The organism is Propionispira raffinosivorans DSM 20765 (assembly GCF_000381065.1).
Classification (GTDB): Bacteria; Bacillota; Negativicutes; order Selenomonadales; family Selenomonadaceae; genus Propionispira; species Propionispira raffinosivorans.
Map to the genome: position 1 here is coordinate 150,811 of NZ_KB905843.1, position 22,403 is coordinate 173,213.

The window sequence follows — 22,403 nt, forward strand, 5'->3', positions numbered from 1 at the left end:
TTTCTTATGCATCAAGAAGAGCGCTTACTCGCCATATTCACCTACCTAAAAGAACATCAGAAGATGTCAATCCATACGATTTGTGATCAACTGCACGTTTCACGCGACACCGCCAGACGTGACATTCTAAAGTTATTAGAACAAGGTACCGTTACACGTACCTATGGCGGTATCAGTCTGCCTGTCTTAAAAAATTCAATAAAAGAATATCGGGAGCGCTTGCAAGAAGGCTCTGCCGAAAAAGAAAGGATTGCGCAAAAAGCTTATGAATTTATTCAAAAAAATGGTCATTATTTTTTTGATGTTTCAACGGCTGTCCGTTTCTTAGCGCAAAAAATTGAAAAACCAATTTGGGTACTCACACATTCTCTAGATAATGTGGAAGTATTGTCGGAAAAAGAACACGTTCAAGTTGCCTCTACGGGCGGTTCATTGCAACCCCAAAATCGTTTTTTTTATCATCCGGGCTGTACGGACTATATTGATTCCCTGCATTTTGATGCTGCATTTTTAGGTACAGCAACGATCAATAAACAGGGTTTATACTACACCGATGAAGAAGATGCCTTCATAAAAAAAGCTGTTATCAAAAAATCTGATTGTGTCATCGTTTTAGCCGAAGCTGAAAAATTCAATGCCACAAGTTACCATAAAGCTGCCGGTTGGGAACAAATTGATATTCTTATCACGAACGAGGAACCACCGCTTGATATGAAACGCAACTTTATGCTGCATAAAGTGCAAGTTATCGTGGTCTGATTTATTCAATAATAGAGGAGTTGATTTTTATGTCTGTTTACAAAATGATTTGCCTTGATATCGATGGAACGCTTTTAAATTCAAAGCACAAAATCACACAGCCAGTAAAAGATTCCATTCAAAAAGTCGTCACAGAAAAAAACATTCCCATTATCCTTGTTTCAGCAAGAATGCCAAAAGGAATCATTTTTCTACAAAAGGAACTTGGTATCGCGTTCCCGATTATCAGTTACAGCGGTGCTTTAATTTTAGACAAAAAACAAAATATTCTGCACCAGGAAATACTACCGTCAACTGACGTTCAAAGCATTTATGCTGCGGCAAAAAAGCTGCAAGCTCATCTTAGTATCTATAAAGAAGATACCTGGTATATCGAAAAAAATGACGTCTGGTCAAGGCAGGAAAGCGACATCACCGGAATTCGTCCTGAAATACAGCCTTTCGCTAAGCTCTTAACCCAATGGAATAGCCAAAAAACTGGACCTAATAAACTTTTATGCATGGCTGCCCCCGAAATTATTCAAACTTTAAAAAATTCGCTTGCTGCAAAATCCATAACCAGTTATTGTTCAAAACCAACCTATTTAGAAATAGTCCCCAGCTCTGCCTCAAAAACAAACGCTATAAAATATTTGGCTAATATCGGCTCTATTGCCACAAAAGAAATTATGACCATCGGTGACAATTATAACGATATCGACATGCTGGAATCCGCAGGACTTGGAATTGCAATGGGAAACGCTCCTGATGCTGTCAAAATCCATGCAGCTGCTATAACAGCATCAAATGATAACGATGGAGTCGCCGCCGCAATTGAAAAATATTGTTTACGTTAATTATGTCCATACTTTATGGTATAATAACGATAGTCTTATGACTAAGATAGATCATTTTGAAGGATTGGTGATTTCCTCTATGGCAAGATTATCGAAACGCATTCAACAAAAAATTACAAAACCAGTTGAAACTCCAACAAAAAAAGGTCGCCCCGGACGCGATTTTTGGCTCATTGCCATCATCTGTTTAAATCTATTTATTTTAGCTTTAGGCTGGTCAGAACTGGATACACCGAGTCTGCTCATGTATGTACTGCTTGCATTATCGCTCATTTCCATCTATGTGCGAAAACATGTCAATATACCAGAAAAATTTAGTCCATATCTTGATAAAGCAGGGTTAGTCACGATAGGCGCCGCTTGTATCCTATTCGCTTATATCTGTTATGTAAAATTCATTTCGTAAAATGAATTAATTTTTTATCCATCGGTATTCGTTTATTCGTTATATATAATAAAAATGGTAAGATTTCACAAGCGAAATCTTACCATTTTTATTATATATTAATAATTTTTCGCTACAACTTGAAAGAAAGCTTGTGGGTGATCACAAACGGGACAAGTTGCCGGTGCAGTTGTACCTACAGAAACATACCCACAATTTGCACATTGCCATATTACTTTCTCATCTTTTGTAAAAACTTTGTCTTCTTCAACATTGGTCAGCAAGAGATTGTAGCGTTCATCATGGTCTTTTTCAATTTTAGCTACGGCCTCAAAAAGATAGGCAATTTTGGTAAAGCCTTCTTCTTTGGCGATTTTTGCAAAACCAGGATACATAGAAGTCCACTCATAATGTTCACCTGCGGCAGCATCTTTTAGATTTTCAGTTGTCGTTCCAATCCCATGAACTAATTTAAACCAAATTTTCGCATGTTCTTTTTCATTGCCCGCAGTTTCTGTAAAAAGGTTTGAAATTTGAACGAAGCCATCTTGCTTGGCTTTTGCTGCATAATACGTATACTTATTTCTTGCCTGCGATTCGCCTGAAAATGCTTCCAATAAATTTTTTTCTGTTTGTGAACCTTTTAAATCCATTAAAATCTCCCCTTTTTATTTCATTTTATTCTATAACCGCTATGGTCATAGAGCAAACTATACATATAAGAATGATTCAAAAAGAATCATTCTATATATTGATTGATTAAACCGTTAAGTCATCTGCTTCGAAGTTGCACTATAAAGAATCCACAAAGCAAGTATTCTAGATCTCTTTTTATTGTAGTATTTTCAAAACTTGATGTCAATTGAAATCCTTTTTTTAGGCCTCTTTCGCCGGAATCGGACCTCTCGACAATGCAATAGCACCGGTCCGGGCAATTTCAATAATTTCATATTCAGCCAAAACTTCACAAATCGCATCGATTTTGCTTTGTTCTCCCGTCAGTTCAATAACAACATTTTCACGGTTCACATCCACGATTTTCGCTCGAAAAATATTAACAATATTTATGATGTCAGCTCTCGTCTGCGGCGTTGCTTTAAGCTTGATCATCACCAGTTCCCGCTTAATCGAATCGACTTCACTGAGATTAACTATTTTGATCACATCGATCAATTTTGAAAGCTGATTAACCACTTGATCAAGTTCCAGCTGATCATCTACGGATACAACAATGTTAATCCTTGTCACGTCCACCTCTTCGGTATAGCCAGCCGCAATACTTTCAATGTTAAAAGCACGACGACTGATAAGACCAGCAACATGTGTAAGCACCCCTGGCTTATTATCGACTAAAACAGCTAATAAATATTTTTTCATTGAATCTCCCTCCCCAGTACCATCTGATCAAGCCGATTACCGCCAGGCACCATTGGCAGTACATCTTCCACCTCCGGCAGCAGAACATCAATCAAGGCCGGTCCTTTATGGGAGAGTGCTTTTTTCAGGATAACCTCTAGTTCAGCCAATTCATTGATCCTGTACCCAGTCACCCCCATTGCTTCAGCTAGTTTCACAAAATCAGTCTTCCCATTCAGCCGTGACTGCGAATATCGTTTTCCATAAAACATTCGCTGCCATTGTGTCACCATACCTAATACATGATTGTGCAAAACTATTATTTTTACATCAATATCATAATCAGCAGCAGTTGCCATTTCCTGACAGTTCATCATAATACTGCCATCACCAGTAAATAAAACAACCGTATTTTGAGGTCGGCCAAGTTTAGCACCAAGCGCAGCAGGGAGACCATATCCCATCGTACCCAATCCACCTGATGTCAGTAATTTCCTTGCTTTGCCAAATTTATAAAACTGTGCAGTCCACATCTGATGCTGTCCAACATCCGTCACAACAATCGTATCGTCATCGGTCAATTCATTCACTTTTTCAATAAGTTGCTGCGGCATAATACAACCGGTATCTTGCTTATAAGAAAAAGGTACTTTACTACATAGACCAATGACATACATACGCCACGCTGAAAATATGCCTTTAAAATCATCCGAAAGAGATTTTATTTTACGTGAAAAAATGGGAAGTGACCAACGCAGATCACCCACTACCTTATAAGTAACCGGAATATTTTTATTGATCTCAGCTGGATCTACATCAAATTGAACAATTTTTGCCTTAGGGGCAAATTCAGCAATAACCCCTGTTACACGGTCATCAAAACGTATACCGATCCCAATTAAAAGATCGCATTCCATAATAGCCATATTGGATGCATAAGAACCATGCATCCCCGCCATACCTAAATTCCCATCATAAGAAGCCGGTATACAGCCCAGCCCCATCAATGTAGTTGTAACCGGAATACCTGTCTGGTCAATTATTTTTTGCAATTCAGCTCCCATATCAGCTAATGTCAAACCACCACCAATAAAAAACAAGGGGCGTTTTGCAGCTTTCACCGCTTCAACAGCCACCTCTATCTCAGCTTCATTGCCGTTAAACTCACCTTTATACCCTTTGAGATTTACACTGGTCGGATATATATAATTAAACTCAGCCGCAAAAACATCTTTGGCTATGTCAATCACAACCGGCCCTGGACGTCCGGTCCGGGCAATAAAAAAAGCCTCTTTCATTACGCGTGGCAGCTCTTCAACATTTTTCACAAGATAATTATGTTTTGTAATGGGCGTTGTAATACCACACATATCCGCTTCCTGAAATGAATCTTTACCAATAAAAGATGTTCCAACCTGCCCGGTAATGCAAACAAGCGGAATTGAATCCATATTGGCTGTTGCAATCCCTGTAACCAGGTTGGTTGCACCAGGACCAGATGTTGCAATGCAGACACCTACTTTACCCGTTGCTCGCGCATAGCCATCAGCAGCGTGTACAGCACCTTGTTCATGTTTCGTCAGGATATGTCTAAAACCCATTTTATATACTGCATCATATAAAGTCAGAACAGCTCCGCCTGGATAACCAAATACAACATCTACCTCTTCTTTTTTTAAGCTTTCAATCACTGCTTGAGCACCATTCATTCTCAACAGCAGCCCCTCCTTTACACTATCACAGTATTTTCATTATATTATATACTATTTTTATACATTATGTCACTCTTTGTTTCTTATACAAGCAGATTTGTATATTAACAAAATCTGCAATACCTATCATTATTAAATTATGCAATCATCCCCTATAAAATTTTTTAATTTTACATTACTCCGCTATTTTTATATGATTTAATTAATAAAATTTATAAAGCGAATTTTCATACATTTTAAAAATTCGTTGTATCAGGGAGCGTTGCATATGAAAAAACTTTTCGGACAAAGCAAACTACCAGCTATTATCCTAACATTAGGTACAGTCCTCGTTCTATGGTTAATACCTGTACCAGAAGGATTGAGCCTTCAGGCTTGGCGTTTATTCGCTATTTTTATGGGAACTGTCGTTGGTTTCATGTTACAACCAGTCGAATTAGGAACGGTCGCTTTTGTTGCTATGGTTTTTGCTGCCTTAACCGGAGCATTATCATTTCCACAGGTACTGTCAGCGTTCAGTGGTAGTACAGTATGGCTAATTGTTTCGGCTTTTATCTTAGCCAGAGCTTTCATCATTACCGGACTAGGGCGCAGAATCGCCTACATAACAATGCGTGCCTTCGGGGACAGCAGTTTAAAACTGGTTTATTCATTGGCACTCAGTGATCTCATTATTGGACCGGCAATTCCTTCGAATTCAGCTCGAGCCGGTGGTTTGGTTTTTCCAATTGTCCAAAGTCTTGCGGAAGCATTTGATTCATATCCTGGTAAATCAGCTCGAAAAATTGGTGCATATTTAGTTGTTTGCGTTTTTCATTTAGATTTAGTCGTATCGGCAATGTTTTTAACAGCCATGGTTGGAAATCCGATTGCTGTTGGTATTGCCAAAAAAGTTTTAGATGTTGATATCACTTGGATCGGCTGGTTTGTTGCCGCCGTAGTTCCTGGCACAGTTGCCTTGCTAGCAATCCCTTATGTACTTTACAAAGTCTATCCACCTGAAATAAAAGAAACACCTGAGGCAAAAGTCATCGCCGCCAAAGCCTTGACGGATATGGGTCCAATGTCTCGCAGTGAAAAATATTTGCTGTTCGTCTTTGTATTCTTACTTGCATTATGGGCAACGGCTTCTATTACCAAAATAGAAGTTACTCTGATTGCTTTTATGGGGTTAGCCATTTTGCTTTTAACACGCGTACTCAGCTGGAATGATGTTATTAGTGAAAAAAGAGCTTGGGACACACTGGTCTGGGTCGGCAGTGTTATCACCATGTCGGATTATTTGAACAAAACTGGTTTCATTCCTTGGTTTTCTCGTCTTTTAGAAAATCAAATGGTTGGTGTCGGTATGCTGACAGCTGTTGTACTCTCTTTTGTGATTTATCTATACAGCCATTATTTCTTTGCCAGCATGTCCGCCCATGTAACAGCAATGTATGCAGCCCTTATCACTCTCGGTGCCGCTGCGGGCGCACCAGCTTTTATTTCCGTCTTTGTTGTAGCAATCGCATCTAATATTTGTGGTTGTTTAACACATTTTGGTACAGGTCCTGCTCCCGTATATTTCGGTGCAGGTTATGTAGATCAAAAAACCTGGTGGAAAATAGGCTTTGGAGTATCCCTTATGCATATTGTCATCTGGCTTGGTGTCGGCGGCGTATGGTGGAAAATTCTCGGTTATTGGTAATAACCAACCTTATATTGATATCCCTTCAGCCGAACGGTATAAGCGCCCGTTCGGCTTTTTATTTTTTATAAAGGAATGCCGTCCACAAGTACAGAATCTATATATATATATATGTATTATAGCGTTTTAAGGGGGATCATCTATGGAAGACCGTGATTGGTTAATCATGCAGGCGTTATATGCCGAAAAAAACATAACAAAAACCGCACAATCACTTTATATGTCACAGCCAGCGCTTACATCAAGACTCCAGCATATTGAACGAGAATTCGGTGTAAAACTCGTTCACCGCAGTACAAAAGGAATCCAGTTCACAGCGGAAGGGGAATATCTTGTCACATCATCCAGCGATATTGTTAATCGCTTCAATCTCATAAAAGAAGAAATCAAAAATTTATCCCAGCAAAATGCAGGTACCTTGGAAATCGCTGCCTCAAATTATTTGACCATGTATACGCTTCCTCAGCTCCTGAAACGATTTAAAACAGAATATCCAAATGCCAAATTCAAAGTAACCACAGACTGGACGAAAAATATTTTCAGTCTTATTTATAACCAAAAAGCTCATGTTGGTTTTGTAAGCGTCGACTACGGTGGTTGTAAAGATATGCATCTCCTATATGAAGAACCCATCTGTATCGCCTCAACAACACCTTTTGACTTTAAAGATCTGCCAAATTTGCCGCGTATCGAATACAAAAGTGATTATCTATTAAAATCACAGCTTGATAAATGGTGGCGAGAAAATTTTGAGCAGCCGCCAACAATTAGTATGATGGTTGATAAATTAGCAAATTGTAAAGAAATGGTGAAATTTGGTCTCGGTTATGCAATACTACCGTTGCGCATTCTGCACGACATTCCTAATATCCATCGTTTGAACTTAAAAAACAAGGAAAATCAGCCCATCACACGAAAAACGTGGATGATTTGCAACGAAAGTTCAATGGAACTGCCACTTGTTAATTTATTTGTCGATTTCGTGAAAGCATCACATTTATAATCGCCTTTATGTCCAGACAGAATATAAAAAACGACAGAACCTCTAGGGTTCTGTCATTTTTTTGTTTTGTTCAATTGAAACTTTATCGTTTATATTTCTCGCATAATTTTGTAAGTTCCTTACTTAGATCCAAAGTGAAATCTGCTTTACCCGCACACCATTGCCAGTTTGTACCAACGGTTCCCGGTTTGTTCATTCTACCATCACTACCAAGCCGCAATAAGTCTTGCATCGGCACAATGACTGAACTTGCATTCGACGCATAGGCAAACTCAATCAGTTTATCACAAATGTCCATTGGAACTTTAGCATCTGCACCAATTAAATCCGCTACTGCTTCTAGTGTTTTACCATCAATATTTTCTGCTGCCCACCCCACTGTTGTATTATTGTCATGCGTTCCGGTATAAACAACGCAGTTTTGATTGCATATAAAACCCAGTCGTTCCATTTCATTAAGGTACAATTCAAAATGCAGAACTTTCATACCTGGAAAGCCACATTCATCTTTAAGATTTTCTACGGCTTCCGTGATAATACCTAAATCTTCAGCAATAATTGGTAATTTTCCAAAATATTTTTCCAGTATCGCAAAAAAATGTTGGCCTGGTCCTTGAACCCATTTTCCATCGATCGCAGTTGTTGCTGTGCCATCTACCTCCCAATACGATTCAAACCCACGAAAATGATCAACACGAATAATATCCACCATCGTCAACAGTGTTTTGAAACGATTGCGCCACCACAGATAATCATCTTGTTCCATCTGATCCCAGCGATAATGAGGGTTCCCCCAAAGTTGTCCTGTTGCACTAAAATAATCAGGCGGTACGCCAGCCACCTTGAGCGGATGTCCTGCTTCATCGAGTAAAAATAGGTTTTGATTTGCCCAGACATCAGAGCTGTCATGAGCAATAAAAATCGGCATATCACCAATGATTTCAATACCTTTGCTATTGGCATATTCTCGCAATTTTTTCCATTGCTTAAAAAATATATATTGCAAAAATTGATAGTACGAAATTTCTGTATGAAGCAGCTTACGAAATTTCGTCAAAGTTTCTGGCTGCCGTGAAATTAGGTCCTTATCCCAAGTATTCCAAGCAGTTTCCTTAAATTGTTTTTTCAGTGCCATAAAAAGAGCATAGTCTTCCAACCATACCTTGTTTTCTTCACAAAAAGCTTGATAATCACCGTCAGCTTCTGCTGCCACAAATTTTTGATGTGCTTTGTGGAGACATTTTTCTTTAAATGCCCAGACCCCCTCAAAATAAACGCAATGACGGACATCTGCAAAGGGAACCTTGACATCCTGTGCCGTAAGCAGCCCCTCATCCAATAGTTGAGTTAATGAAATAAGCATCGGATTCCCCGCAAAAGCTGAAGGGGACTGGTAAGGTGAATATCCATAGCCCACTGGATTAAGTGGCAGGATCTGCCACAATTTCTGCTTTGCCCCCACCAAAAAATCGACAAAATCATAGGCCGGCTTACCAAAATCACCAATTCCATACTTGGATGGCAATGATGTTGGATGCAGTAAAATCCCGGCACGGCGTGGCAGCTGCTCAGTTTCAGAAATCATCTGATAGACAAGTCCTGTCAACGCCTTGATCGTAACCGTCAGTTTGCCATTATGCACCATAACCAACTCGCCGTTATGGAACACTTCTGTAAGCGATCCACAAGCTATTCCATGTACATCCAATTCGACCGTCCGTTCATGCACTTTACTGCGATTGAGTAAAACAATAAATACTTCATTATCCGCTGCTTTGCCAAAAACATCTTGATTTTTTTCAAGAATCCTCGCATACGCATATACATCAGCCGTATCATAGATTGGAATCAACTTACCAGTTTGCAAAACAACATGCTGATTTCGCAGTGCTATCACACGTTTATACCAATCTAACAGAATTTTATTTTCTTTCCCCCAGGTATAAGTACCACGATTATAGGGATCTTTAAATCCTTGCATTCCAATTTCATCCCCATAATATACACAAGGAACACCAGGAAATGTCATCTGCCATAAAACTGCTAATTTGAGACGATCCAACCCTAATTGAAAATGCTCCTGATCCATACGATATTTCCCCTGATTCACCGCTGGCATGCCTTCATAAAAAGGTGCTTCGCCTAATGTTGTAATCGCACGTTCCACATCGTGACTATCGACAAGATTCATCATTGCATAAAAATTTTCAATCGGATAATTTTCTTGAAGGCTCAAAAGTTTCCGATTGGTTTGCGCTGCATCCACATAGTCTAAGAGAAAATCTAAAACGATCCGACGAAACGGATAATTCATCGCTGAATCCATCTCTTGTCCACAAAGATACTCGCGCGTTGACCCATAACTAATCTTATTTGAAGCATCTTCCCATACCTCGCCTATCAAAACAGCATCCGGATTTTCTTCTTTGAGAACCTGGTAAAAACGCTGTGAGAAAGCCGCTGGAAGTTCATCCACCACATCAAGCCGCCAACCACTAACACCTTTTTTGATCCAATGTTTCAGCACACTGTCATCTTGATTAATGATGAAATCCATGTAGGATGGTATCGTTTCATTCACATTTGGCAATGTATGAAAACCCCACCAACTATCATATTCATAGGGATAATTATGAAAACTATACCACTCATAATATGGTGAACGCGTCGATTGAAAAGCACCAATTGAATCGTAATTGCCATCCCGATTAAAATATTTGCTATCACTACCGGTGTGACTAAAAACACCATCGATAATAATTGCTATGCCCATCGTTTTAGCCGTTTCACACAATACGGTAAAGTCTTCATTGCTGCCCAATAAGGGATCAATTTTATGATAATCCCCTGTATCATAATGATGATTACTCGGTGATTCAAAAATTGGATTCAAGTAAATAACAGATATACCTAATTCTTTCAGATACTGCAGCTTTTCGATTATCCCCGTCAAATTTCCACCAAAAAAATCATAAGCTACAATTTCTTTGGTATCAACATCTTTATAGTAACAGGGGGCATCTTCCCAATTGGCATGAATAACGGCGCCTTTTTTAGAAATCAATTTATCTCCTCTGCGATAAAATCGATCTGGAAAGATTTGATACATGACCGAATGTTTAAACCAATCCGGTGTCTTAGCACCTATATTGAATACCGTAATTTGGAATGAAGGCGGCACATGATCATAGCACTGTCCTACGCCGCCTAAATGCTCCATATTATTTCCATAAAAAAAAGATTTTGTTGCCGTCACAATCACAAAATAGTACCAAAGCAGGCAGCCTTTGTCCGGAACCATAATTTCACAAGTATAATGATCACAGTCTGTACCTGAAGAAACTGTAGACATCGGAACCAATTTTTCTCCAGAGCTTTCCTGCCAAATTCTAACAAATATAGAAGATATATTACCACGCATATTTACATCTAAACTCAATTTAATACTGGATTTTGCCCGAACTGCACCAACCGGATTTCGATAATATGAATGCTGTGAATTATGAATAATTTTTCTTTGTTCCCGCATATTACCTCACCTTTTTATTAATCAAGCTATGGAAAAAGCCCAACAAGTATTACAGTACCTGTTAAGCTTCCCATAGTTCGATCTATTTTTTTAGACTCGTATAGAGTTCTTTATATTGCTGGGCTGATTTTTTCCAGCTGTAATCACTTGTCATAGCATTTTGAACAATCGTATTCCAAATGGATTGATCGCTATAAGTCCCCAGAGCTTGTTTGATCGCAAATAAAAGTTCATGTGCATTATAATTTGTAAAAACAAAACCATTACCAGTCTGTGTATATTTATCAAAAGCTTGAACCGTATCTTTTAACCCGCCCGTTTCACGAACAATCGGAATGGCGCCATAACGAAGTGCAATCAGCTGACCAATACCACATGGTTCATAACGAGACGGCATGATAAACATATCAGCTGCCGCATAAATTTTATGAGCTAAACTATTACTGAAGGTGATATTAGCCGAAACTTTTTTTGGGAAACGCCACGCCAGGCCTTTGAACCAATCTTCATATTTTTTATCGCCTGTCCCAAGAATAACAACCTGTACATCTTCATGCTGTAAAATTTCATCCATGATACGAATAATAAGATCAAGGCCTTTCGTACCAACGAGCCGCGATACAATCGCCAGCACAGGCACCTTACGGTGCACCGGCAGACCAAGTTCTTGCTGCAAAGCTACTTTATTATCAAGCTTAGCACTGGTTGAATTCTCATCGTAATTGACCACCAAATGCCTATCTGTCTTGGGATTATAAAGATCATAATCGAGTCCATTTATGATACCAACAAGTTCTTTGGAACGTTCGCACAATAAACCATCTAGTTTTTCACCAAAATATTCATATTGAATTTCCTGCGCATACGTGCGGCTTACTGTCGTGATGTAATCTGAATAAATAATACCGCCTTTCATAAAATTAACTGCATCAAAAAATTCTAAATCACCATTTTGAAAATACTTCATATCCAATCCCAATACATCATTCATAACGCTCTTGGGAAAAACACCCTGATATTTTAAATTATGAATCGTATAAACGGTACGGATATTTGTATAATAAGGGTCGTTCTGATGTTCTAGTTTCAGAAAAACACTTACCAAACTTGCATGCCAATCATTAATATGAATAATATCTGGCTTAAAATCAAGTTTTGGTAACATATTTAATACAGCACGACTGAAAAATGAAAAACGTTCTGCATCATCATCATACCCATAAAACCCTTCACGTTTGAAATATTCTTCATTGTCAATAAAATAAACCGGAACGGTATCATGTTCTACATATTCTACACCACAAAATTTTTCACGCCAGGCCACATGAATTTGCGTATTAAGCAACGGTTTCATCTTTTTTTTATATTTTTCTGCTATATTTCCATATTTCGGCATAACAACTCGCACATCAATCCCCTGTGCCCGTAACTCTTTCGGCAAAGAGCCCGCTACATCTGCCAGGCCACCCGTTTTTGCAAATGGTACTACTTCTGATGCTACAAAAAGAACTTTTAACATATTGTTTTATTCCTCCTTTTTTGCATTCTTATTGTATTGACTTATTTTTGGGGCGGGATCTTTTTTTTGCGCCCTTATCATTTGAAACCTCTTTTTTCATTATGTCTGTTTTTTTATGTTTTGGCATGTCTAAGTTTACTGAAGTTTTTATTGCTTTAGCTTCTGCAACTATATTTTCACCAACAGAGCGATTTATTGTTTTTTTTTCCAATTGCAATTGAAAATAAATAGTAGCTAAAGGCGGTACCGTAAAGCGAATCGATTGTTCCTGGTTGTGCCAAATGACATTCTCCGTATGAATATCATCTTTATTCAAAACATTGGACCCCCCAAAAATTTCCGCATCACTATTAAAAATCTCTCGATAAGAACCTTTTACCGGCACACCAATCCGGTACTCATGATACACTGCCGGCGTAAAATTGCACACAACAATGATAAAGTTATCGGGATCTTTCCCCTTGCGAATAAAAGAAATGACACTGTTTTCATTATCATTACAGTCGATCCATTCAAATCCATGCCAATCAAAATCAACTTCCCATAATGCCTGGTGCTGCAAATAAAAGGCATTCAAGCTCTTTGAATACGTCTCCATTTTCGCATGCATCGGATATTCTTGTACTAAATGCCAATCCAAACTATCATCATATTTCCATTCGATAAATTGACCAAATTCACTGCCCATAAACAATAATTTTTTACCAGGATGGGCTATCCAATAGCCAAAAAATGCCCGTAAATTCGCAAATTTCTGCCAATAATCTCCTGGCATTTTCTCGATCAATGAACCTTTTGCATGCACTACCTCATCGTGTGAGAGCGGCAAGACAAAGTTTTCCGAAAATGCATAAACAAATGAAAATGTAACCTTACCATGATTCCATTTACGCTGACTCGAATCCAAACTCATATAATCAAGCATATCATTCATCCAGCCCATGTTCCATTTGTAGTTAAAACCAATTCCACCCATGTGAACGGGCTTTGATATCATCGGCCAGGAAGTTGATTCTTCCGCCATCATCAATGCATACGGATGATATTTAAAAATTGCCTGATTGAGTTTTTGCAAAAAATCCATACCTTCTAAATTACCGGAATCTCCATATTTATTAGGTTCCCATTCACCATCTTTGCGGGCATAATTCAGATAAAGCATATTAGCCACTGCATCAATCCGCAGACCATCTATATGGTACTGCTCCAGCCAGAACATAGCATTTGAAATCAGAAAACTATGCACTTCCGTACGACCATAATCAAAGTTCGTTGTACCCCATTCCCAGTTTTCAGCCCGACGTTCATTATCAGATTCATAAAGCGGCTGCCCATCAAAATGCCGCAGGCCCTGTTCGTCTTTACAAAAATGTCCTGGTACCCAGTCCATAATGATACTGATGCCATTTTGATGGGCTGTATCCACTAAATAACAAAAATCATCGGGCGATCCATAACGACTTGTTACCGCAAAATATCCGGTTGCCTGATAGCCCCATGAACCATCAAACGGATGTTCACACAATGGCATAAATTCAATATGGGTATAATTCATTTTTTTCACATATTGTATAAGCGAATCCGCCAGTTCACGATAGCTTAAATAGTCCCCTGCAGAATTTCGACGCCATGAACCGAGATGCACTTCATATATAAGCATCGGTGACTCATAGGATGTTTGCTGCTTCTTCTGCTCTTCCCATACCCGATCATGCCATTCATATTGAGTGATATCAAAGACTTTTGACGCTGTTTGCGGTTTTTTTTCAGCATAAAATCCATAGGGATCTGCTTTTAAAATATGCCCACCGTGCACTGTCTCAACATCATATTTATAAATATCACCCACTTTAACATCTGGAATAAAGAGCGCCCACACTTCTCCGTCCGAAACTTTTTCCATATAGTTTAAAGAACTATTCCATTGGTTGAAATCGCCGACGACACTAACAGATTTCGCATGAGGTGCCCAAACAGCAAACCGAACTCCCAAAACACCATTCTGTTCTATTAAATGTGCACCTAACATCTGATGCGTATGATAATTGGTTCCTTGATGATATAAATATAAGTCAAACTCACTAAGTCTTGAAATCTCCATGATAATGCCTCACCAACTCATTGAATTTTCACCATAAATAAAAATGTCATTCGCTTGCCTGAAAAATTTCTTTTATATAAATCTAATTTCATTTTATTTCCATCCTAGAAAAATACGTTCATGGAATCAACACAGGATTTATTTTCCAAATATCTTTTGCATACTCTTCAATCGTTCGATCACTGGAGAATTTTCCTGAATGGGCAATATTTATAACACTTGAAGTCAGCCACGCCGAACGGTTCTGATATCTTTTTACAATTTCCAGATGAGCTTTCGCATATGCCTCAAAATCTTTCAAGACAAAAAATTCATCATTACTATTTAAAAGATAATCATAGAGATCTCTAAATTCTTCATTTTCATTGACAAAATATCCATTAACCAATTGTTCCAAAACTGTTCGTACACGACTATTATTGTTATAGACATCCCAAACGGAATAACTTCCGCTCGCATAATAGTTTAAAACTTCTTCGGCTCGCAGCCCAAATATTACACAATTTTCAGGTCCTACAGCTTGACTGATTTCAACATTTGCCCCATCAAGCGTCCCGAGTGTAATTGCACCATTCATCATGAATTTCATATTACCTGTACCGGATGCTTCTTTACTGGCAGTAGAAATTTGTTCGCTTATATCAGCAGCTGGGAATAAAATTTCGCCAAGAGATACACCATAATTTTCCATGAAGACAATTTTTATTTTATTATGGATTGATTTATCATTATTTACCAATTCCGCCACCGTATTAATCAATTTAATCGTTTCCTTGGCCACATGATACCCCGGTGCTGCTTTACCCCCAAAAATAAATGTATGCGGCACAATATCAAGTTTTGGATTTTCTTTTAAACGATTATATAGATCCATAATGTGTAGTAAATTCATAATCTGGCGTTTATAAGAATGAATGCGTTTAATTTGGATATCAAAAATTGAATTTGGATCGACCACAAGATTGTTATGCTCTTTAATATATTTTGCCAAATCTTGTTTTCGCTTCGACTTAATCTTCTCCACCTGACTTGTAAATGCTTTATCTTTACTATACTTCAATAAGTCAATCAATCGTTCCGGTCGTTTATGCCATTTTGTCGAAATTGCATCATCAATTAAAGCGGCCAATTCAGGATTCGCTCCAATCAGCCAGCGCCGATGTGTAATACCATTTGTTTTGTTATTGAATTTTCCCGGATAATACGTATTGAAATCATGCATGGTATGACTTTTTAATATGTCAGAATGAATCTGCGCTACCCCGTTGACACTGTGACTGCCAACAACAGCTAAACGTGCCATATGCACTTGCCCATCTTGTAAAATAGATAATTCCTGAATCATATGTTCATCATCATCGTACCGCTCACGAACATCATCCAGTAAGCGACGGTTGATTTCTTCAATAATCATATAGATTCTTGGCAAAAGTGACTTAAACATGTCAATTGGCCATTTTTCCAACGCCTCTGGCAAAATGGTATGATTGGTGTAGGCCATCGTTCCCACTGTAATTTTCCAAGCTTCAGCCCATTCCATATCCGCTTCATCAATAAGTATACGCATGAGTTCAGCTACCCCTACCGCTGGATGTGTATCATTTATATGGATTGCAATATTATCGGCAAAATCAACTAATTTCATGCCTTTTTTTCGATAATGACGAACAATACTCTGCAACCCCGCTGAGACAAAGAAATATTCCTGAATCAATCTAAGTCTGCGTCCTTCATATGAGCTATCATCCGGATACAAATATTTTGTGATCTTTTGGACATTATGTTTATAATGCATTTTAGCCTGTTGCTGCTCATGTGACAATAATCCATAATCAGAGAAATCTTTATTTACTTCGGCATTCCAAAGCCGCAAAGTATTGACTGTTTTATTGCGATACCCAACAATTGGTACATCATAAGGAATGGCCGTAACCGAAGTATAATCTTTATGGATTGCTTTCAATTTTCCATTTTTTTGTTTTTCCATATAGGCATTACCTTCAAATCTGACCTCAATTGCCTTGTCGGTTTTTCGAAACTCCCACGCAAACCCTTCTTTAAGCCAGTTATCTGGTATTTCCACTTGATAATTATTAACAATCTTCTGTTCAAACAGACCATATTTATAACGAATACCACACCCATGTCCAGGAAGACCTAATGCTGCCATCGAATCAATAAAACAGGCTGCCAGCCGCCCTAATCCACCATTACCAAGCCCAGCATCAGGTTCTTCATCTAAAACCACATTTAAATCCATATTTAATTCTTTAAAAGCCTCTTCACAAATTTGTTTAAAATTCATATTAATCAAATTACTATTTAATAAGCGACCAAGTAGAAACTCAATTGAAAAATAATATACCTGTTTTTCTTTATGATCTAAATAATATTTATTGGTCTTGACCCAGTTTTCACTGATATATTGGCGTATGACGCGGGAAAGAGACTGATAACTTTCATTTTTCGTAAGATCGGTTAAGTCCTTACCCCACATAGCGTGGGCCGCTTGCGTAAACCTTGTTTTTAATATATCTTTCAACTCTTTATCTTTAATCAAAATACGACAGCTCCCTCACATTCTTTTGTATAGCTTACCGTAGAAACAAGCTAAGCCGCCTCAAATGCATAGCATCCTTGCGCAAACAAAATGTTTGTTTATCACTGGAATACGCTAATACATTTGAGACGGCCTCATCTCCTTAAATAACAACACCTTTTTCAACGATGAGCGGATAATTTGAAGCGCCCTTGAGCCATTTCCCGTGGGTAATAACTACGTTCTTATCACAAATAACATTTTCAATCAACGCATCTTCCTGCAGATCGCATTTTTGCATAACAATACTATTTTTCACATGTACGCCTTTCCCGACTTTTACACCACGAAACAAAATACTGTTCTCGACAGTTCCCTCAACAACACAACCATTGGCAATCAAAGAATTCGTTGCTTTTGCATTCTTCTTATATTGAGCCGGAGCCTCATCTTTCACTTTAGTGTAGACCCGATCCACGTTCATAAAAATTTCCTGCCAAATTTCCGGATTTAATATTTCCATACTTGCTTTATAATAACTGGCTGTTGAATTAATCCTCGCGACATAACCATCATGCTTAAAACCATAAATGGAATAAGAATCATCGACATGCATTAGACCATCAATCAGAAAATTCGTTCCACCATGAGAAAAACACGATTCTACAATATTTGTAAAAATGTTTTTATCCATTAAGTAAATTCCCATAGCGACCTTAGCATCTTCATACGTAACCGCCTGAACAGCAATATCCTGAACCAGTCCATTTTCCGCAGTCTTAATGACCGTACCACCTGCTGTATTTTCTGTAGATTCCATATTGTAGACCATCGTAATATCAGCACCTGTATTTTGATGGAAACGCAATACATTATCAAAATTCATATTATAAACAATACGACTTCCAGAAATCAGCACATATTTTTGTGAACTGTTTGCAATGAAATCCAAATGACGATAAAAACTTTGTATATTACCATTACGCAGCCCATTTTCAGCTTCTGCAGGAGGTAAATAAAACAAGCCATCATGTTTACGTGCCAAATCCCAGTCTTTGCCTGAACGAAGATGATCTAAAATAGAACGTGACTTATTTGGCAATAAAATTCCCACTGTATCCATGCCGGAATTCACCATACTTGATAATGAAAAATCAATCAATCGATATCGACCAGCAAATGGAACAGCTGCTAAAGGTCGTTTTGCTGTCATTTCTTTGATTAATTTATCGTTTTCCTGAAGATCAATAATACCCATTACCGTTTTCAATGTTATCCACTCCGATCAAATCATTAAAAAGACATCAACCAACTTGTTTACTGCTATTTTCCGCGAGTACAACTTCACCTTCTGGAACAACGATAACCGAGTTATCTTCTGAAATAATTTTTGCCCCGCTGCCAATTTCACAATTTTGTGCCACAACTGCTTTTTCAATATAAGCATTTTCACCAATGGTTGTAAATGGCATAATAACCGAATTAATAATTTTTGCACCTTTACCAATCTTCACACCATGAAAAATAACTGAATTTTCCACCTCACCATAAATCATGGCACCCTCACTTACAATAGAACTCGTCACATTGGCTGTAGACGCAATATAATGTGGTGGCAGCGATGGATTCACGGAATAGACCTTCCATAATGGATCATGTAAATTAAGGGATGGATTTTCTTTCAAAAGATCCATATTCGCTTCCCAAAGGCTGGCTATTGTACCTACATCTTTCCAATATCCATCAAAAGCATAAGAAAAAAGTTTCGCATCGGCTGCTAACATTTTTGGAATAATGTTTTTACCGAAATCATGATTCGATACACTATCTTTTGCATCTTCCTCCAAATAACGTTTCAAGAATTTCCAATTAAAAACATAAATTCCCATCGAAGCAAGATTGCTTTTTGGTTTTGACGGTTTTTCTGCAAACTCAGTAACGCGACCCTTCTTGTCCGTACTCATAATGCCAAAGCGCGGAGCTTCTTCCCACGGTACTTCTATTACACCAATGGTCGCTTCACCTTTATTCATTTTATGCGATTCAATCATCCATGAGTAATCCATCGTATAAATATGATCACCCGACAAAATCAAAACATATTCCGGATTCGTTATTTCGATAAAATTGATATTTTGATAGATTGCATCCGCGGTGCCTTTATACCAGTCCGCACCTTTTTCCTGGGCATATGGAGGCAAAATAAACACACCGCCGCCATTTCGGTCAAGATCCCAGGCTCCGCCAGTTCCAAGATAACTATGCAATTCCAATGGACGATATTGTGTAAGTACACCTACTTTGTCAATTCCCGAATTGGAACAATTACTTAAAGGAAAATCGATAATACGATATTTCCCCCCAAACGGTACTGCTGGTTTCGCAATTTTTTTCGTTAGCGCTCCCAGCCGACTTCCTTGACCACCTGCCAAAATCATTGCTAAGCATTCTGTTTTTCTCATAAAAACTCCCCCTGGAATTGTTTTCATACTTTTCTGTTTACAACACCACATAATATATTTATAAACCTGTAGATAAGAATATCCATATTCTCATCTACAAACTGTGGACCGATATCATGTTCCTATATAAACTGTATTACTTATGAGATTTACAATCATCGCTTACTTACTTACTTAATCGTTCATATTGTAAAATAATTCTATATTTAATTATGTATTCTCCATTTCTTTAATGTTTCTACATAATTTTTTGTCAATTCCTCTAATGTTGTACCCGCAGCCAAAGCATCTTCCGGCATCAGCGTGATAAGCAAGTTATCATCGTAATAAATACTCATGTTGCTGCCATCTGTATCTAAAATATAGTGATCGGCGGAATAATCTGGTTGCTGGGCTATTTGATACAACCGCCCTGCTGTCAAATACGCTCGATAACAAGGTGTCAACTTTTCCGCACTGATCTTAATTGGCGGTAACAACCAACTACCGTCGATAACCTGTGCTGATGCAGTACTTGTATCTTCTATAATTGTTGGATAAATATGTTTTTTTTCTAAGTACTGCTGCATAAGCTTAATTCGCTCTGCAGCTTCCGGATGATCGGAAAACAAATCGCTTTTCACGTCAGGATTCAATTCCGCTAATTTCATTAGACCTATCAATGATCCATACGGATTATAGCCTGCTTTGACAGATTGTTCAAAGCCAAGCTTGTCTGCTTCACGTTCATCACTGCGGCTATAACCAGCAGCAATTGCATTAAGGGCAATCATTTCTGCACCAATTTCACGTCCACCAAAAAGTCCACCCAGGAGAACCGCCATCCCTAATGTCTTTTCTAGTTGTGCCATCGAATGACGTTTCACAATATGACCAATCTCATGACCAATAATTCCAGCGAGTTCATCATCGGTCAACATACAATCTGTTAGACCTTTATTGATATATACAAATCCCCCTGGTAGTGCCATAGCATTGACCTCATCCACATCAAGAACTTTAAATGTATAAGGTAAATTAGGGCGATCGCTGACTGCAGCAATTCTCCGGCCAATCTTACTAACCCGCTCTTGCAAAACCGGATCATCTACTAATTTATACTGTGTTTCAATCTGTTTCACAGCACTTTGCCCAATCGCAATTTCCTGCTTCGTACTGATGATACCAGCCTGTGCTGCCGATACCATAAAAACATTGAAAAAAAGTATTCCGATAAAAAATCTTTTAAAACTAAAACACTGCCTCAAAAAAGATCATCCTTTCATACTCAAAAGACTCATATTCAGGCAGTTATTACAGCATATATATAAAATATATAATCTTGTTTTAATAAAAATTTTTCTAACAATTTTATATATTTTATATATTCTATGAAAAAATTTTATTCCCTGCTAAAATACATAAGTTTTCACTTTTAAGTTGTATTTTTTTAATTATATAACCAACCTGTTACAAAATCATATTTTTCCAAATCTGTAATAAGCTAAACATGTATTTTTGCCTATCATATTTACCTGTTTCATTAAGTTTATTATAGATTTCTTGTAGTTCAATTTCCACTCCTATTATTTGCTGGCGATAAGAAAGCAATCCAGCTAGTGTCTTTAAATGCTGTCTGCTATCCACTTGTTTTTCCTCTGTCCATTCTTGAGAAATTAAGTCCAACAATTCATATACATAATAAAGTGGATTTGAACTATCTAAAAAAGAAACCGGGTTTTCTTTTGCTCGCCCCGCCAAAATGAGCCCGCGGAATAATTTGCTTTTTGACTCAATTCGTAAGGGAAACTGCCCTGCTAATTGCGCTCCTAAAGACAGCAGCTCAGCAGCCTTCCCCTTTTTAAGTTCAAGCTCTACCTCTAATATCGGGCTTTTTTTATCCGCAGCGATAATGCTGCCTTGATCGAGGGCAATTTCGATCCATGTTTCATTTTGTTCAAACAGTACTGCCTCGCGTTCAAAATCCGTCTGAACAATCCCTTCGAGTACACCTCCATCCAGCACTTGTAAAATTTTTTTATGAATATCATTTGCTTGAAAAACACTTAGATCCGGTTTTGATGAATGAACCGGAACATTGATTTCCATGCGAGAATGAAGTCCGCCAAGCGATGACCCATCCCCTTTAATCGTAGCAATCCATACATCATTTTCTCGACGGACTCGATATGATAACCTTGCTTTGCTTAGCCGTTCATCTACCGTATCAAAATAATTTGCCCGCAAGTGAATTTTATCCGAATGCTTCACCCCTCGCAAATTTTTTATATACGTACCAATCATCGGCCAGACATGTTCATCCATGACTTGCAATTTCAACTCAATTTCTTTGTTCTTATTCATCAAATACACCTTTTCCCATAATATTTACATTAAATTTTTCAATATATGACTCGTTTATATAGATTTTATCACATAATGCAAAAACTCTTCATCTTAACATTTACAACCAGCGAACAAAATGCTAAAATTTTAACAATAGATTTTATACACAAGAGGCTTTGTCCATTTCAGT

At 38.0% G+C, this 22,403-nt stretch carries 16 protein-coding genes; 5 read left to right on the forward strand and 11 right to left on the reverse strand.

Annotated elements, in window-relative coordinates; translation table 11 throughout:
- The first annotated feature begins 6 nt into the window (after positions 1-6).
- The 3 genes from F606_RS0105730 to F606_RS0105740 are packed head-to-tail and all read left to right on the forward strand — an operon-like array spanning position 7 to position 2,001.
- A complete protein-coding gene (locus F606_RS0105730; protein WP_019552920.1) occupies positions 7-759 on the forward strand; it encodes a DeoR/GlpR family DNA-binding transcription regulator in 753 nt (250 codons plus the stop codon).
- A gap of 29 nt (positions 760-788) precedes the next feature.
- The gene (locus tag F606_RS0105735) at positions 789-1,595 is read left to right on the forward strand and encodes a Cof-type HAD-IIB family hydrolase (protein ID WP_019552921.1); all 807 of its coding nucleotides are present in this window, start codon (positions 789-791) and stop codon (positions 1,593-1,595) included.
- A 37-nt stretch (positions 1,596-1,632) separates the two neighbouring features.
- Positions 1,633-2,001, forward strand: a complete 369-nt coding sequence (locus F606_RS0105740) for a hypothetical protein (protein WP_211210036.1) — start codon at positions 1,633-1,635, stop codon at positions 1,999-2,001.
- Positions 2,002-2,099: 98 nt separating this feature from the next.
- Here F606_RS0105740 and rbr read toward each other — a convergent pair whose 3' ends face one another.
- From rbr to ilvB, 3 genes are all read right to left on the reverse strand, one after another.
- A complete protein-coding gene (rbr, locus tag F606_RS0105745; RefSeq protein ID WP_019552923.1) occupies positions 2,100-2,633 on the reverse strand; it encodes a rubrerythrin in 534 nt (177 codons plus the stop codon).
- Between the two features lie 223 nt (positions 2,634-2,856).
- Positions 2,857-3,357: an acetolactate synthase small subunit gene (gene ilvN / locus F606_RS0105750; RefSeq protein WP_019552924.1), complete on the reverse strand. Its 501-nt coding sequence runs from the start codon at positions 3,355-3,357 to the stop codon at positions 2,857-2,859.
- A complete protein-coding gene (gene ilvB / locus F606_RS0105755) occupies positions 3,354-5,045 on the reverse strand; it encodes a biosynthetic-type acetolactate synthase large subunit (protein WP_019552925.1) in 1,692 nt (563 codons plus the stop codon). Before ilvB ends, ilvN begins: the two co-directional genes overlap by 4 nt.
- Positions 5,046-5,316: 271 nt before the next feature.
- On the opposite strand from ilvB, the gene F606_RS0105760 reads away from it, so the two are divergent.
- Together F606_RS0105760 and F606_RS0105765 are read left to right on the forward strand one after the other, a co-directional pair.
- Complete coding sequence (locus F606_RS0105760) at positions 5,317-6,735, forward strand: DASS family sodium-coupled anion symporter (protein ID WP_019552926.1); 1,419 nt, start codon at positions 5,317-5,319, stop codon at positions 6,733-6,735.
- Between the two features lie 142 nt (positions 6,736-6,877).
- Positions 6,878-7,738 (forward strand): LysR family transcriptional regulator, encoded by an 861-nt coding sequence (locus F606_RS0105765; protein ID WP_019552927.1) that lies wholly within the window; start codon positions 6,878-6,880, stop codon positions 7,736-7,738.
- A gap of 82 nt (positions 7,739-7,820) precedes the next feature.
- On the opposite strand, the gene malQ is transcribed toward F606_RS0105765, so the two are convergent.
- The 8 genes from malQ to F606_RS20685 all read right to left on the reverse strand — a co-directional run bounded on the left by malQ (position 7,821) and on the right by F606_RS20685 (position 22,231).
- On the reverse strand, positions 7,821-11,267 hold the full coding sequence (gene malQ, locus F606_RS0105770) for a 4-alpha-glucanotransferase (RefSeq protein WP_019552928.1): 3,447 nt from the start codon (positions 11,265-11,267) through the stop codon (positions 7,821-7,823).
- Between the two features lie 82 nt (positions 11,268-11,349).
- Positions 11,350-12,786: a glycogen synthase GlgA gene (gene glgA, locus F606_RS0105775; protein ID WP_019552929.1), complete on the reverse strand. Its 1,437-nt coding sequence runs from the start codon at positions 12,784-12,786 to the stop codon at positions 11,350-11,352.
- Between the two features lie 28 nt (positions 12,787-12,814).
- Complete coding sequence (gene glgB, locus F606_RS0105780) at positions 12,815-14,887, reverse strand: 1,4-alpha-glucan branching protein GlgB (protein WP_019552930.1); 2,073 nt, start codon at positions 14,885-14,887, stop codon at positions 12,815-12,817.
- A gap of 118 nt (positions 14,888-15,005) precedes the next feature.
- Positions 15,006-17,447: a glycogen/starch/alpha-glucan phosphorylase gene (locus tag F606_RS0105785; RefSeq protein ID WP_019552931.1), complete on the reverse strand. Its 2,442-nt coding sequence runs from the start codon at positions 17,445-17,447 to the stop codon at positions 15,006-15,008.
- A gap of 142 nt (positions 17,448-17,589) precedes the next feature.
- Positions 17,590-18,696, reverse strand: a complete 1,107-nt coding sequence (glgD, locus tag F606_RS0105790; protein WP_019552932.1) for a glucose-1-phosphate adenylyltransferase subunit GlgD — start codon at positions 18,694-18,696, stop codon at positions 17,590-17,592.
- A gap of 34 nt (positions 18,697-18,730) precedes the next feature.
- A complete protein-coding gene (locus tag F606_RS0105795; protein WP_019552933.1) occupies positions 18,731-19,888 on the reverse strand; it encodes a glucose-1-phosphate adenylyltransferase in 1,158 nt (385 codons plus the stop codon).
- A gap of 206 nt (positions 19,889-20,094) precedes the next feature.
- The gene (locus F606_RS0105800; protein ID WP_019552934.1) at positions 20,095-21,135 is read right to left on the reverse strand and encodes a M48 family metallopeptidase; all 1,041 of its coding nucleotides are present in this window, start codon (positions 21,133-21,135) and stop codon (positions 20,095-20,097) included.
- Positions 21,136-21,337: 202 nt separating this feature from the next.
- Positions 21,338-22,231, reverse strand: a complete 894-nt coding sequence (locus F606_RS20685; protein ID WP_019552935.1) for a CYTH domain-containing protein — start codon at positions 22,229-22,231, stop codon at positions 21,338-21,340.
- Positions 22,232-22,403 lie beyond the last annotated feature (172 nt).

Bases quoted from the DNA above. Each gene is read 5' to 3' on its own strand.
- F606_RS0105760 (WP_019552926.1), top strand. From the start codon at position 5,317: ATGAAAAAACTTTTCGGACAAAGCAAACTACCAGCTATTATCCTAACA.
- F606_RS0105730 (WP_019552920.1), top strand. From the start codon at position 7: ATGCATCAAGAAGAGCGCTTACTCGCCATATTCACCTACCTAAAAGAA.
- ilvB (WP_019552925.1), bottom strand. From the start codon at position 5,045: ATGAATGGTGCTCAAGCAGTGATTGAAAGCTTAAAAAAAGAAGAGGTA.
- malQ (WP_019552928.1), bottom strand. From the start codon at position 11,267: ATGCGGGAACAAAGAAAAATTATTCATAATTCACAGCATTCATATTAT.
- F606_RS0105740 (WP_211210036.1), top strand. From the start codon at position 1,633: ATGACTAAGATAGATCATTTTGAAGGATTGGTGATTTCCTCTATGGCA.
- glgB (WP_019552930.1), bottom strand. From the start codon at position 14,887: ATGGAGATTTCAAGACTTAGTGAGTTTGACTTATATTTATATCATCAA.
- glgA (WP_019552929.1), bottom strand. From the start codon at position 12,786: ATGTTAAAAGTTCTTTTTGTAGCATCAGAAGTAGTACCATTTGCAAAA.
- F606_RS0105765 (WP_019552927.1), top strand. From the start codon at position 6,878: ATGGAAGACCGTGATTGGTTAATCATGCAGGCGTTATATGCCGAAAAA.
- F606_RS20685 (WP_019552935.1), bottom strand. From the start codon at position 22,231: ATGAATAAGAACAAAGAAATTGAGTTGAAATTGCAAGTCATGGATGAA.
- ilvN (WP_019552924.1), bottom strand. From the start codon at position 3,357: ATGAAAAAATATTTATTAGCTGTTTTAGTCGATAATAAGCCAGGGGTG.
- rbr (WP_019552923.1), bottom strand. From the start codon at position 2,633: ATGGATTTAAAAGGTTCACAAACAGAAAAAAATTTATTGGAAGCATTT.
- F606_RS0105795 (WP_019552933.1), bottom strand. From the start codon at position 19,888: ATGAGAAAAACAGAATGCTTAGCAATGATTTTGGCAGGTGGTCAAGGA.
- F606_RS0105735 (WP_019552921.1), top strand. From the start codon at position 789: ATGTCTGTTTACAAAATGATTTGCCTTGATATCGATGGAACGCTTTTA.